14 protein-coding genes are annotated in these 13,834 nt (G+C 65.5%); 1 reads left to right on the top strand and 13 read right to left on the bottom strand.

All coding sequences use genetic code 11. From position 1 onward, the window contains the following. The first annotated feature begins 3 nt into the window (after positions 1-3). A complete protein-coding gene (locus FCU66_RS24650; RefSeq protein WP_136620125.1) occupies positions 4-816 on the top strand; it encodes an NAD-dependent epimerase/dehydratase family protein in 813 nt (270 codons plus the stop codon). Positions 817-879: 63 nt separating this feature from the next. Here the strand turns inward: FCU66_RS24650 and FCU66_RS24645 are convergent, their stop codons facing one another. From FCU66_RS24645 to FCU66_RS24585, 13 genes are all read right to left on the bottom strand, one after another. Continuing rightward, on the bottom strand, positions 880-1,428 hold the full coding sequence (locus tag FCU66_RS24645) for a flavin reductase family protein (RefSeq protein WP_136620126.1): 549 nt from the start codon (positions 1,426-1,428) through the stop codon (positions 880-882). Between the two features lie 63 nt (positions 1,429-1,491). Beyond that, positions 1,492-2,712, bottom strand: coding sequence for an acyl-CoA dehydrogenase family protein (locus FCU66_RS24640; RefSeq protein WP_136620127.1), 1,221 nt, complete (start codon positions 2,710-2,712; stop codon positions 1,492-1,494). A gap of 27 nt (positions 2,713-2,739) precedes the next feature. Continuing rightward, a complete protein-coding gene (locus FCU66_RS24635; RefSeq protein ID WP_136620128.1) occupies positions 2,740-3,528 on the bottom strand; it encodes an alpha/beta fold hydrolase in 789 nt (262 codons plus the stop codon). Positions 3,529-3,556: 28 nt separating this feature from the next. Continuing rightward, positions 3,557-4,573 (bottom strand): zinc-dependent alcohol dehydrogenase, encoded by a 1,017-nt coding sequence (locus tag FCU66_RS24630; RefSeq protein ID WP_136620129.1) that lies wholly within the window; start codon positions 4,571-4,573, stop codon positions 3,557-3,559. Between the two features lie 13 nt (positions 4,574-4,586). After that, positions 4,587-5,612, bottom strand: a complete 1,026-nt coding sequence (locus FCU66_RS24625; protein ID WP_136620130.1) for a branched-chain amino acid ABC transporter permease — start codon at positions 5,610-5,612, stop codon at positions 4,587-4,589. Continuing rightward, complete coding sequence (locus FCU66_RS24620; protein WP_136620131.1) at positions 5,609-6,472, bottom strand: branched-chain amino acid ABC transporter permease; 864 nt, start codon at positions 6,470-6,472, stop codon at positions 5,609-5,611. The genes FCU66_RS24625 and FCU66_RS24620 overlap by 4 nt, the downstream gene beginning before the upstream one ends. Continuing rightward, positions 6,459-7,187, bottom strand: coding sequence for an ABC transporter ATP-binding protein (locus FCU66_RS24615; RefSeq protein WP_136620132.1), 729 nt, complete (start codon positions 7,185-7,187; stop codon positions 6,459-6,461). Before FCU66_RS24615 ends, FCU66_RS24620 begins: the two co-directional genes overlap by 14 nt. Beyond that, positions 7,184-7,912 (bottom strand): ABC transporter ATP-binding protein, encoded by a 729-nt coding sequence (locus FCU66_RS24610; protein ID WP_136620133.1) that lies wholly within the window; start codon positions 7,910-7,912, stop codon positions 7,184-7,186. The genes FCU66_RS24615 and FCU66_RS24610 overlap by 4 nt, the downstream gene beginning before the upstream one ends. Before the next feature lie 25 nt (positions 7,913-7,937). Beyond that, positions 7,938-9,242 (bottom strand): ABC transporter substrate-binding protein, encoded by a 1,305-nt coding sequence (locus FCU66_RS24605; RefSeq protein ID WP_136620134.1) that lies wholly within the window; start codon positions 9,240-9,242, stop codon positions 7,938-7,940. A gap of 67 nt (positions 9,243-9,309) precedes the next feature. Beyond that, positions 9,310-10,128 carry an SDR family NAD(P)-dependent oxidoreductase gene (locus FCU66_RS24600; protein WP_136620135.1) on the bottom strand — a complete coding sequence of 273 codons (819 nt, stop codon included), beginning with the start codon at positions 10,126-10,128 and terminating at the stop codon, positions 9,310-9,312. Next, on the bottom strand, positions 10,128-11,018 hold the full coding sequence (locus tag FCU66_RS24595) for an intradiol ring-cleavage dioxygenase (RefSeq protein ID WP_136620136.1): 891 nt from the start codon (positions 11,016-11,018) through the stop codon (positions 10,128-10,130). Before FCU66_RS24595 ends, FCU66_RS24600 begins: the two co-directional genes overlap by 1 nt. Before the next feature lie 10 nt (positions 11,019-11,028). Continuing rightward, positions 11,029-12,783 carry an FAD-dependent oxidoreductase gene (locus FCU66_RS24590; RefSeq protein ID WP_136620137.1) on the bottom strand — a complete coding sequence of 585 codons (1,755 nt, stop codon included), beginning with the start codon at positions 12,781-12,783 and terminating at the stop codon, positions 11,029-11,031. After that, positions 12,783-13,832 (bottom strand): branched-chain amino acid ABC transporter permease, encoded by a 1,050-nt coding sequence (locus tag FCU66_RS24585; protein ID WP_136620138.1) that lies wholly within the window; start codon positions 13,830-13,832, stop codon positions 12,783-12,785. The genes FCU66_RS24590 and FCU66_RS24585 overlap by 1 nt, the downstream gene beginning before the upstream one ends. Positions 13,833-13,834 lie beyond the last annotated feature (2 nt).

Here is a 13,834-nt window from a genome sequence, read left to right as displayed (position 1 = left end):
ACCATGCCCCATTACGAACGCATCCTGATCACCGGCGCCGCCGGCCGGCTCGGCTCGGAACTGCGAAAGGGACTGGTGCCGCTGGCAAAAACGATCCGCCTGGCGGGTCGCGAACCGTTCGGCGATCTTGCGCCTCACGAGGAAGAAGCGGTCTTCGACCTCGCTGACATGGAAGCGACCATCGCAGCCACCAAGGACTGCGACGCAATCGTGCATTTCGGCGGCGCGCCACTCGAATGCGCATGGCAGACGATCCTGGACTCCAGTATTCGCGGCTCCTACCACATCTACGAAGGCGCCCGGAAACACGGTGTGAAGCGCGTCATCTATGCCTCCTCGGTGCATGCCATCGGCTACCATGAAGTCGAGGCCCATATCGGCGTCGACGCGCCGGTACGCCCAGACAGCCTCTACGGCGTGTCGAAGAATTTCGTCGAGAGCCTGAGCCGGCTCTACTGGGACAAGTTCGGCATCGAAACCGCGTGCCTGCGCATCTTCTCGTCCTTTCCCGAACCGGCCGACCGCCGCATGTTGTGGTCGTACCTTTCCTTTGCCGACTGCGTGCGCCTGGTCGAGGCAGCACTTACGGCGCCGCGCGTCGGGCATACGATCTCCTTCGGCATTTCCGACAACAAGCTGAAGATGGTCGACAACAGCGGCGCCGACCATATCGGATTTGTACCCCAGGACAGTGCCGAGCCGTTCCGCGCAGCGGTGGAGGCGAGGACGCCGGTTCTCGATCCGAAGGCACCCTCGGTGAAGTATCTGGGCGGCTGGTTTTGCGAACTCGGCCACCCGGATGACAAGCCGGCATAAGGGGCCGGTATAAGGGTCAAGAAGCGGGATTGCCCTCGCGGCTCGTCGCGGAACCCGGTTCGCCTAGAGAAAACGCGACGACTCAAGAAGCTCGGCCACGCCGTCCAGTTCCTTGTGCAGGCGATGCCAGCGCCGGTCGAGATAGACCAGCGAATGCGCCTCCGGAGGGACCTCGTCCGGCTGCACCTCGCCGTCCAGAAGCTCGGCCGCGACCAGCGTAGCGCCCTCGATCGGCAGGACGCCGAGTCGGCGGGCGCGGAACCAGGTCGAAACGCCGGTATAGCGCGGCTCGCCCGTGGGCAGACGCGCCCAGGCGCCCCCCGGCGGGAAGCGTTCTGCGCCACTCGACGCGCAGAGTTGCGCCAGGTCGATATCGGTGAAGCGCAGCAGGTGGATCACCATGGTCTCGGCCCGCAGCAAGGGCTCGGACGAGGTGGATTTCATCGACAGCGAGAAGGCGACGACCGGCGGCGCGGCACTTACCGAGATCAGCGAGGACACGGTCATCGCCACCGGTCTGTCGCCGGGATCGGCCGTGATCACGGCAACACCGGCCGGGTGGTGGCGAAAGGCTTCGCGGAAGGCGTTGGTCATCGGATGCGGGTAGCTCATCGGCATCTCTCTTCTGCAGCATGAAAAAGGGGCCGGACGGCGTCCGCTGTCCGGCCCTTGCGACTACTTCTTCTCGATCAGGTCGTAGAACTGCCAGGTGCGATCGCTCCACAGGCCGCCTATGTCGCGGCCGGCCGAGGTGACGATCGACGGCGCGATCGTGAAGTGGTTGGCCGCCACCATCATCTCGCGGAAGGTGCGCTGGATCACGCCGGCGCGCAGCGACGCCCCGCCGCCCGCGCGGTAGGCGAAGTTGCAGATATCGACGCCAACCTCGTGAATCTCGGATTTGGCCAGATGGACAAGGCTGATCTGCCGCGTCGATACGCTGTTGCCGGCTTCGACTGTCGCCTCGATGTCGCGCCAGACTTCGAAGACAAAGGCGCGGGCAGCGCGATAGCGGGCTTCGGCGCGGCCATAGTCGTGCCAGAACTTCTCGCTCTCGCCGATCAGTCCGGCGCGGCCTGACTTCGAGCGGGCGAACTTGGCGATCTCATCCAGCATCCGCCGCCCGGTGCCGAGCGCCCAGCCGGTATGACCGATGGCGGCGAGGCCCACGACACCGAGACTGAAGAACTCCTTCTGGCGCAGCGGCGGTGCGGTCAGGATCGGGAAGACGAGATCGTCGGCGATGAAGACGTCCTCGGCCGCATAGTCGATGCTGCCGGTGCCGCCGAGGCCCAGGACGTCCCAATTGCCGAGCTGCTTATGCTGCGAGATCGGAGCATGGGCGCACATGATAATCAAATTGCCCTTGTCGTCCTTGGCGGGCTTGCCGGTGCCGTCATCGACGAAGGCGGCACTGTGGCTATAGGTGGCGTGGCTGAAGCCGCTGCCATAGCTCCACTTGCCGTTCAGCCGGTAACCGCCGTCGACCTTCTTCAGCATGCCGAGCGGCGCGCCCTGCCCCGAGAAACGGTTGTCGGTGCCCGGCGCGAACAGCCGCTCGACCGCGCTGTCCGGCAGAAAGGCCGCCGACATCGCACCGATGCAGCAATGCACCATTGAAACCCAGCCGGCCGCTCCCGAATACCAGGTGATCGTCTCCAGCAGTTCGAGCCCCTGGGTGGGTCGCAACTGCGCGCCGCCGAGGCTCTCCGCGGCGAAGATATGCGACATGCGCAGCGGCTTCAGCAGCTCGAACGTGGCCGCAGTCAGTTCGCCGCTCTCCTCATCGGCGGTGGCATTGGCTTCCAGGGCCGGCCCGATCTCCGCGATCTTCTTCAGCAGGTCGCGATAGTCGGTGGTCGTCCCCCACGAGCTGTGTTTGATGGGTTTGTTCATTGTCTTCTCCTCCTTTTTCAAATGCGGTCAGCCGGCGAGGAAGTCGCCGATCTTCCTGAGCGTTTCGGGTTTTTCCTGCATGACGAAGTGGCCGGCGTCCTCGACCAGGATCAGCTGTGCGTTAGGCAGCGCCTCGACAAAGAGCGGCGCCTGGCTCGCCGGCAGCAGACGGTCCTTGGTGCCCCAGACGACCAGCGTCGGGTTGGTGATGCGCGCCAGGAAGCGCCGCAGGTTCGGATGGCCCATGCCGAATGGTGTCAGCAGCCGACCGAGCGTCTCGCCTTCGCGGGCGCGATCGGCGCCGAAGGCCTCCGCAAAGGCGGCGTCCGAGCCATCCGGGAAATAGTGCAGCGCCACCGAGACATCGTGCGCCAGATGGGCCGGCAGCTCTTGCGGTGCGACCGCGCCAAGATTGGTGGCCGGGTGCGCGGGATCGTCGAGCCCCGCGGGGGCGATCAGCACCACCTTGGCGAAGCGTTCGCGCGCAAGGCCGGCGAGCTCGGTCGCCATCCAGCCGCCCATGGAAAAACCAATGAGATGAGGCTTCTCCGGCAGGTCCAGAACATCGAGCAGGTTCAGATAGTGCAGAACCATGTCGGACATCCCGGCCACATGCGGCGCCGCGCCTGAAAAGCCGAAGCCCGGATGGCTCGGGCAGAGCACGCGAAAGCGGTCGGCGAGGCCTTCGGCAAAGCCGAAGCCTTCAAGCGTCGAGGCGCCGTGCAGGAACAGCACGGGCTTGCCTTCGCCGATGGCCTTCACCATCGTTTTCGTGCCACCGATATCGTATTCGAGCGTTTCGAATTGAACGGCCATTTACACTCTCCTCAAACAAGGTCCGGCCTCAAACAAGGTCCGGCTGGATCAGCACTTTGCATTGCGTGGTGCGGCGGCGAAGGCTCTCGAATATCTGTGGAACCGGCGGGAGGTCGATCCGATCGGTGATCAGAGCCTGCGGCGCGAAAGGTCCGCCGCGCAGCGCATCGAGGGCAACGCCGAATTCGTTGCGCTGATGGAAGAAGACCGAGAACAGCAGATTCACTTCCTTCATCAGCGCGATGAACGGGTCCCACTGGTCGCCGCCAATGCAGAGGCCGACGCCGACCACCGTGCCCTGCAGCCGGACGGCTTCGACCGCCGCGCCGATGAGGCCACGCTTGCCAACGCATTCGAACACGATATCGGGTGCTCCGCCGCAGAGATCGGCGAGGTTCTCGGTCAGCTTCTCGCCCGAAAGCGCGAAGCCGGTCGCGCCGAGAGCAAGCGCGCGCTCGCGCTGATGGCTGTGGATATCGGCCACCACGACACGCGACGCTCCCATCCGCCGCGCCCAGAAGGCGACGAGCAGGCCGATCGGTCCGGCGCCAAGGATGGCGATCCGGTCTCCCGGCTTCATGCCCGAGCGGACGATGCAATGCAGTGCCACCGTGAGCGGTTCGGCCAGCGCACCATCCTCGAGCGCCACGTCGTCGGGCAGGATATGGCACTGGCGTGCGGCGACGGTCGCGTATTGCGCATAGCCGCCGCCGATCAGCTCCATCTCGCGACAGCGCCCCGGATCGCCTCGCCCGCAGGCCTCGCACTGTCCACAGCCGCGCATCGGCACGATGGCTACACGGTCGCCGATTCGAAGGCCGGTCACTTTCGATCCGACCGCGACGATGTCGCCTGCGAATTCGTGGCCAAGGACGAAGCCGCTTCCGATGCCGAAGGGCACCGGATCCTCGGTGATGTGCAGATCGCTGCCGCAGATGCCGCAGGCGGCGACACGCAAGACGACCTCGTCCGGCGCCGGCGTCGGATCGGGAACCATGCCGATCCGCAGCGGGCTGCCGACCGTATCGAAGATGGCCGCTTTCATGAAATCCTCCCTCTCAATGTTTCGGATCGACGAGCTTGCGCCGGATCGGGAACCACGGCGCATCCCATCGTTTCGAGATCAGGCCCCAGATACCGGTACGGGCGTAAAGCGCGACCATGAGCGTCATCAGGCCGAGAACGACGAAATAGGTTGCGCCGTACTCGCCGAACCAGCGGTCCGCGATGAAGAAGATCAGCGATCCGATCAGCACGCCCTCGATGGATCCGATCCCGCCGACCATGACGATGAAGATCGCGACGTTCGCCCACATCGGATCAAAGGCCGAACCGGGGGTGATGCGCAGCTGCGCCATGAAATAGATCGCGCCCGCAAGGCCGCAGCCGACCGCCGACGCGACGTAGATCAGGAAGCGCAGCTTCACGACATTCACGCCCTGGCTGGCAGCCGCGACCGGATTGTCGCGCATGGCGATCAGCGCAAGGCCGAAGCGCGAGCGAAGCAGCCAGTAGCTGCCGCCCAGCGTGACGAGCAGCATCCCCGCGCAGAGCAGCGACATGGCGACATTCCGCTCGAAGGCCGAATAGTCCTTCATCACGCGCAGCGACATGCCGGCACCGGAATTTACGAGCGGCAGGTTCGAGGCGGTCAGCCGGAAGACCTCGGCCACCACCCATGTTCCGATCGAAAAATAGGGGCCATCCAGGCGATGCAGCAGCAGGTAGATCGGTACGGCCAGCGCGGTCGGCACCAGGAGCGAAAGGAAGACCGCCACAAACGGATTGATGCCGTAAGTCTGCGCCAGCACGAAAAGCGCATAGCCGGCCGCGCCCATGAAGGCGTGCTGGCCCACCGAGACGAGGCCGGCATAGCCGGCGAGCAGGTTCCACATCTGCGCGACGGCGATATAGCAGCAAAGCACCAGAACCGACCGGATCGTGCCGGTCGAGGCCCACCACGGCATGGCCGCGACACCGATCATCGCCAGCACCGCCAGCGTCATCGCGATGCGACCGGACCGGGTCTGGCGCTGGACCAGCACCTCGGGCACCTCGGTTGCCGCATAGGGGATCGCACTCATGACAATGCCTTTCCGAACAGGCCCTGCGGGCGGGTCGCCAGCACGATCAGGAAGACGATATGTCCGGCAAGCACGCCGAAGCCCGGATCGATGCGGAAGCCGATGGCTTGCGAAATGCCGAGGACCATCGAGCCGGCGAAGGCGCCCCATACCGTACCCATGCCGCCGATGATCACCGCTTCGAACGCGTAGATCAGCTGGGCGGGTCCATCGGCCGGCGCAACGGTCGACCGCAACGCCTGGAAGACGGCGGCAAAGCCGAGGATGCCGACCGCCGCCGCTGTCGCCATCGCATAGACGGCGCGCGGGTTTATGCCGGTCATCGCCGCCGCCTCGACATCGGCCGACGCGGCGCGAAGCGCGCGGCCAAAGCGCGTGCGCTTCAGCGTCAGGTCGAGGCCCCATGTAAGCCCCGTGGCGACAGCCAGCACGATCAGCGGCAGCAGGCCGATATAGATACCGCCGATCTCGATGGACTGGCTCTCGATCCCATGGCCGGGCAACGACCGGCTGTTCGCGGACCATATCTGGAGCATCAGGTTCTGCAGCGCGATCGACAGTCCGAAGGTCGCGATCAGCGAGGGCAGCGGATCGCTGCCCACCACGCGGTTCAGCACGGCCTTCTGCAGCACCCAGCCCATCAGCACCGCGAGCGGCACCAGCACGATCAGCACAGGCAGCGGTCCCAGACCCCAGGCCGTGGCGATCGAAATGCCGATCAGCGACAGCAAGATCACCAGATCGCCATGGCTGATGTTGACGATCCGCATGACGCCGAACATGAGCGCCATGCCGAGTGCATACTGGGCATACATGCCGCCCAGCAGGATCCCCTGCACCAAGGCGTCAAACCACTCCATGGCCCGCTCCAAAATAGGCTTTGCCGATCTGCTCGCGCGTGATTTCGGCGGACCTGCCGGTCAGGGTCACGCGCCCCTCCAGCATGCAGTAGAGGCGGTCCGAGGCGGTCCGGGCGAGGCCGACATCCTGTTCGACCACGATCATCGCCGTTCCGGTGGCGCGGATTTCGGGCAAGGCGGCATAGATCTCGCGGATCACCTTGGGCGCAAGACCGAGGCTGATCTCGTCGCAGAGCAGCACCCGCGGCTGACACAGCAGCGCGCGGCCGATCGCCACCATCTGCTGCTGCCCGCCCGAGAGGCTCTGCACCTGCGTGCGGGCCTTCTCCTTGAGGATCGGGAACAGCTGATGCAACCGCGGCAGCGTCCATCCGCCCTTGGCGCCCATGCGCGCGGCCTGGTCGATGGCGACGCGAAGATTGTCCTCGACCGACATGCCGGTGAAGAGGCGGCGGCCCTCCGGCACGATGGCGACGCCCTTCTGCACCATGCGATCGGTGGCGGTGCCGCCGACGGGCTCGCCATGCAGCAGCACCATCTCGCGCCCGACCGGGAGCAGGCCCATGATCGAACGCAGGAGGGTGGATTTTCCTGCCCCGTTGGCGCCGATCAGGGCCACGGCCTCGCCCTGGTGCAGCTCGATGTCGACGCCGTAGAGCGCCTGGAAGTCGCCATAGCGGGCCAAGAGCCCGTGGGTGGAAAGAACGGCCGTCATGCCTCGATCCCCATGTAGACGCGCTGGACCTCGGGCAGCGCGATCACTTCGGCGGGCACGCCTTCGGCGATCTTCTCGCCGAAGTTCAGCACCAGCAGCCGGTCGGCGACCGCCAGCAGCGCGTGCAGCACATGCTCGATCCACACGATGGTGATGCCGCGGTCGCGGATGCGGCGCACCAGCGCCACCAGCGCCTTCGATTCATCGTCGGTCAGCCCGCCCGCGATCTCGTCCAGCAGCAGCAGCCTCGGATCCGACGCCAGCGCGCGCGCCAGCTCCAGCCGTTTGCGGTCAAGCAGAGTCAGAGCGCCGGCCGAGACATTGGCTTTGTCGGAGAGCTCGCAATCGCGCAGGACCTGGGCGCAGAAGGCATAGCTCCTCTTCTCGGACCGGCCGCCGCCGAAAGCGGCGGCGACCAGCAGGTTTTCGAAAGTGGTCATGCCGGAATAGGGACGCGGGATCTGGTAGGTTCGCCCGATCCCCATTTGGCAGCGCCGGAAGGGCGGCTCGCCGCGGAGCGCCGTGTCGCCGAGCTGGATCTCGCCGCCGGACGCCTTCAAATCGCCGCTGATCATGTTGAACAGCGTCGTCTTGCCCGCCCCGTTCGGGCCGAGAATGCCCAGCACCTCGCCCCGATGCACGTCGAAACTCACCTCATGCAGGACGCGGACGGCGCCGAAGGACTTCGACACGCCGCGCGCCTTCAGCAGGATTTCTCTATCCATAACTCCGCCCGCGTCCCCGCTCATGTCACCAGGTGATCGGCTTGATGGCCTGTTGGGGCGCGAAGAGCTGATTGACCGTGTTGTCGACGATCTTCAGGTCATAGGGCCATTTCTCGCCCTTCACCCACTGGCCGCCGAAGATCGGCGTCTTGCAGATGTTCTTGTGGGGCGAGCCGTCGAACTTGATATGACCGACCAGCGTCTGCAGATCGGTAGCGACCAGAGCGTCACGGTTGGCCGTACGGTCGAGCGGATTGGAAGAGCGCTTCAGGATGTCGAGCGCGACCTCGAGCAAGGCATGCGAATAGCCCAGCGGCTGCGTCCACTGGCGCTTCGAATCGGCTTCCCATTGGCTGGCGATGTCGCTGCTGACCTGCCCGGTCAGCGACGACTTGAACGGGAAGGCCGGCGTCCACCAGACCTCCGAGGACATGCCGTTGCCAAGCGGCCCCATCGCTTCGACACCGCCTGGAAACAGCAGCGCTGCCGCCACCGTGACCGCCTTCGGCTTGAAGCCCTGCTGGTTGCACTGGGTGACGAAGGTCTTCAGATCGTCCGGATAGGTGATGCCGCCGATGATCTCGCAGCCCTGCTTCTTGAACTCGGCGATCTGTGCGGAGAAATCATTGGTGCGCGGCTGGAAATAGCCGGGCACCACGACCTCGTAGCCGGCCTTGCGGGTCGGCGCCGGCAGGCCATATTCGTCGTTGCCCCAGGTCTCGCCGTCGATGTTCTGGGGAAACAGCATCCCGACCTTCTTGTTGGTCTCCAGATGGTTCCAGAGTCCGACGAAGGTGTTCAGCGCCTCGTCGAGGCCCCAGAAGAAATGATAGGTCCAGTCGAAGGTCTGCTTGCCGCCGCCGCGCGGCATGATCACCGCTTGCCAGGGAGCGCCGGAGGAAATGCAGGGGGTCTCATAGAGTTCGGACTGCTCGGCCGCCGGCAGGATCGTGTCGGTGGTCGAGGCCGGAACGAGCAGATGCACCTCGTCGTTCAGGATGAGGTTGCCGGCGATTTCCGACGCCTTGTTCGGATTGGACTGGCTGTCGCGATCGAGGATCTCGATCTCGTAGGTATTGCCGTTGGCGCATTGCAGCTGGCCGCCGAGCAGGGCGCGGATCTTCTGCAAGGTATAGCCGTCCGTTTCGCCGAAGAGGGCGAGCGGCCCAGTCGTGGGGCTGAGATAGCCGAGCTTGATCTTCCCCGCCGTCGCGGCGCGCACATAGGCCGGCATGCCCAGCGTGCTGGCGGCAAGGCCGGCTCCAAGCCCCTTCAGGACGCTTCGGCGGCTGGGCAAGCCCGATTTCACAAGTCTATTGTAGTAGGTCATCGTCGTTTCCTCCCTTGGTTAAGCCGGCCCGTCCCCTCGACGAGACCGGCGTCAGTTCACAGCTTGTTCAGGTCATGCGCAGCAGCGAGCCGCCGTCGATGACGATCAGCGAGCCCGTCACGTAGGACGCGGCTGGCGAGGCCAGATAAAGCGCCAGGCCCTTGATCTCTTCAGGGTCGCCGATCCGGCCGATGAGCGACTGGGCCTCGAAGGCCTTGCGGTCCGCCGGATTGCGCAGCCGGCCGCCGGCGATGTTGGTGATGAAGGGGCCGGGCAGGATGGCATTGATGCGGATGTTGTAGGCGCCGAGCTCCATCGCCATGTGGCGAACGAGATGGTTCACCGCGGCCTTGGCGGGCATGTAGGGCGTGCCCACAATGCTCTCGTTGATCAGCGAGGCGATGGACGAGGTGACGATGATCTGGCCGCCGCCATTCGGCTTCATGTGCCGGACGGCATGCTTGATCGTGGTGTAGACCGAGGTCAGGTTGATCTCGATCACCTTGTCCCAGTGCTCATCGGGCAGGTTCTCGATGGCGCCCTCGGGGTTCCTTTCGCCCGTCGGGGTGTTGAAGCCCGGCCCGGCATCGATCCCGGCGTTGGCGAACACGACATCGATCGAGCCCGCCTTCTCGGCCACCTTGTCGAAGGCTGCGGCCATGGCCGCACGGTCGCCGACGTCGACGACCTGGCCCCAGACATCGCCACCCGCCGCCCTGATCGCCGTCACGGTCTGCTCCAGTCCGGCAGGGTTCAGGTCGAAGATGCAGACCTTCGCCCCGTGCTCGGCCATGATCTCGGCATAGGCCTGCCCGATGCCGCTGGCGCCGCCGGTGACGATCACCGACTTGCCCCTGACATCGAACATCTTCTCAAGTGCGGCCATCAGTTTCCTCCCTTGCGCGACAGCACGAAATCGAACTCCACGTCGTAGAACGGGGCCGCGACCTCGACCCTGGCGGCGGCTTCGGCGTCCTCGACCTTGCGGAATTCGGCGAGCAGGCTCTTCTTCACGCCGAAAACGGCATCTGAATCGATGTACGGATCGTCCGGATCGAAGATGTGCGTGGTCAGCACGTCGAAGCCTTCGGCCTCGACGATGTAGTGGAGATGCGCAGGACGATAGGGGTGGCGGCCTAGCGCGCCCAGCAGCTTGCCGACCGGGCCGTCATCAGGGATCGGGTAGTATTTGGGCTTGACGCCGCGGAACCAATAACGTCCGTCCACGCCGGTGCGGAACACGCCGCGCAGGTTGAAGTCGGGCTGGATGCCCTTCTGCTGCACGTCGTAGAAGCCCTCGTCATTGGCCTGCCAGACGTCGATCTTGGCGCCTGCGATCGGGTTGCCCTCGGTGTCGAGGATGCGGCCATGCACGAACATCGGCTCGCCCTTCTGGTCGAGGCAGATGTTCGAGCCCATCGGCAGTTCGGGCGCATCGGCGACGTGGAAAGGTCCCAGCACCGTGGATTCCGAGGCGCCCGACGGCTTGCGGTTGTTGATCGCATCGACCAGCATCGAGACGCCGAGAACATCCGACAGCAAGATGTACTCCTGCCGCCACTCGTTGCAGATCTGGCCCGTCTGCGTCAGGAACATGATCGCGCCGAACCATTCCTCTTGTGTCGGCTCGATCTCCTTCACCGCCTCGTGCAGCTTGCGGGTGATGACCTCCATCACCTCTTTGAGCCGCTCATCCCCAGCGTTCCTGTTTCGCGCCACGACGATTTCGGCCGAGTTCGCTTCGGTGAAATAACCGGATTCGTGTTCGTCGATCATGGGATCCTCCTCAGCGCGCCAGAACGGATTTGAACACCCGGCGCAGTTCGGCCGCCGGATCGGCCGCCAGCGTTTCGGAGCGCCAGGCGACGTGGTGGTCGGGACGGACGATCAGGCAGCCGGTGTCGCGGATCTCCCGCGCGCCGGCCCAGTCGCCGGTGTGATCCTCGATCGCGCGGCGCGGGCCGATCACATGGCTGCGGATCGGCAGACCGAGCTCCGCGCCCACCGTCTCCGCCGCGGCGACCCACGCCTCGCCGCCAATACCGGTCAACAGCGTGAACTCGCCATGCCCGCAAAGATCGAGCGTCGAGACCTTCCTGCCCGAGCGCTCGAAGACCCAGACATGCGGCAAGCGCGCGCCCGGCCACGTCGTTGGCGCATAGTGCAGCTCGCGATCCTTCTCGAAAGCCGGCTCGCCCTGGCCGTCGGTCACCACCGCGCCCGACGCATAGCGCTGGTTCATCTCGACGCCATGGGCGTCGAACTCGTACTTCTTGAAGGCGATGGCCTTGCGGAGCGCCTCACGCTGCGCTTCGGCGGCGGGCGTCGCGTCGGCGCGAGCCTCCATGTTCCTCTGGATCTTGTCGTGATCCACGCCGCCGTCCATGCCGAGCGCCTCGAAGATCGGTCCGAATTCGGCGATGGACTGGTTCGCGCGCGTCACGATCTGGCGCGCGATCGGTGCGCGCTCGGCCGAGAAGCTGTCGAGAAGCCCGACCCCCGCCTGCCCCTTGATGACCTTGGCAAGCTTCCAGGCGAGGTTGAACCCGTCCTGGATCGACGTGTTCGAGCCGAGCCCGTTCGAGGGCGGATGCCGGTGCGCGGCGTCGCCCATGATGAACACCCGCCCCTTCTGCATCTGCGTGGCGAAGCAATTGTTCACGGTCCAGGTGTTGGCGCCCAGGAGCTCGATCTCGAGCGCGGGATCGCCGACCAGCTGACGCGCGACCTCGGTGGCCAGTTCCGGCGTCACCTCCGGCGGCGGCTGGTTGATGTCGTAGCCCCAGACGATCAGCCACTCGGTCCACGGCCGCACCATGCGAACGAGGCCCATGCCGATGCCGCCGACGTCGGCGCCGGGCTGCATGACCCAGTAGAGGACGCTTGGCCGGTGGGCGACATACTTCGAGAGATCGGCCCTGAACAGGATGTTCATCGACCCGCCGACACCCATCTTCCCCTCGAGCGGCAGGCCCAGATGCTCGGCCACCAACGAGTTGCCGCCGTCGGCGCCGACGAGGAACTTCGACCGCACGGTGAAATCCTTGCCCGACAGCCGATCGCGGCAGGTCGTGGTCACGCCGTCCGCATCCTGGACATGGCTGACATATTCCGTGCTCATGCGCGCCTGCGTCCCCCGGGCGCAGGCCGACTTGAACAGGATCGGCTCCATGAAGGTCTGCGGCAGATCGTTCATGAGGCAGGGAGACGACAGGAGATGTTCGGCCTTCGAGAGCGGGTGGATGCCCCAGCTCTTCATGCGGCCGATCTCCTCGCCGGCCAGGCTTTCGCAGAACACGTTCTCGCCCATCAGCTCCTGCGGCGAGGCGTGCATCATGGCCTCTGCCTCGACATCCGGACCGAGATCGCGCAGCACTTCCATGGTGCGCTGGTTGGTGATGTGGGCACGCGGCGTATTCGACAACCAGCGGTAGCGATTGACGATCATGTTGGCCACGCCGTAGCTGGACAGCAGCGCCGCCGTGGCCGAGCCGGCTGGGCCCGTGCCGACGATCAGCACGTCGGTTTCGATATCCGCCATCAAATTCCTCCCTCGATCTTCGGACCGATCAGCCTGCGGCGGACCGGAAACAGGTGCAGGCCATTGCGGGATGCGATCAGCCCCCACAGCCCCTTTGGCGCAAAAAGCATCACGACGACGGCGATGAGGCCGAGCGTCATCAAGTACCAGCTGCCGTAGTCGGCCAGCGCCGAGCGCAGCGCAAAGAAGACCAGCACACCGAGGATCGGCCCCTCGATGGTGCCGATGCCGCCGATGACGACAATGAAGATGACGTTGGCGGTCCAGTCGGTGACGGCAAAGGCCGCTCCTGGCGAGATACGGGCCGTCTGCAGGAAGATCAGCGCGCCCGTCAGCCCGGTGGCGGCCGCGGCGATCAGAAAGACCGCCCATCTGAGCCGGCCGGTATCGACGCCCACCGATTGCGCCGCGTCGACATTGTCGCGCACGGCCGCCAGCGCCAGCCCAAGGCGACTGCGCAGCAGCCAATAGATGCCGCCCGTCACAGCCACGACCAGCGCCAAAGCCAGCCAGTAGGCCAGGACGTCGCGTGCCGCGGCCTCGCGGACGCCGAACAGCGCCCGGATCGCATCGGTGCCCAGGATGCTGCTCGTCGCCTCGCGCGGCAGCGAGGTGCCGGTGCCGCCGCCAAGCGCCTTCCACTGCGCGACCAGCAGGCGCGTCACTTCGGCGATCACCCAGGTGCCGATGGCGAAATAGGCGCCCTGCAAGCGGAAGGCGAAGAAGGCCGTCAGAACCGCCAGCACCAGCGCCGCGAGGCCGCCCAGCGGGATCGCCAGGACCGGGTTCCAGCCGAGCAGGATGACGCCGGCGAACATCGCATAGGCGCCGATGCCGACGAAGGCCTGCTGGCCCACTGAGACCAGACCGCCATAGCCCGCCAGCAGGTTCCATATCTGCGCCAGCGTCAGCATGGTGAGGATGAAGAACAGATCCTGGACGACGCCACGCGAGGCCACGGCAGGCAGCGCGAGCGCGGCGACGATGAAGATCGGCACCGTGATCGCAGTCACGGTTCCGGCGCAGGTGCGGGTTGTCAGTCGATACATGC

Origin of the sequence: Mesorhizobium norvegicum (genome assembly GCF_004919685.1) — a bacterium.
In the GTDB taxonomy this organism is placed as follows: Bacteria; Pseudomonadota; Alphaproteobacteria; order Rhizobiales; family Rhizobiaceae; genus Mesorhizobium; species Mesorhizobium norvegicum.
This window is presented reverse-complemented; position numbering and strand designations above follow the sequence as displayed.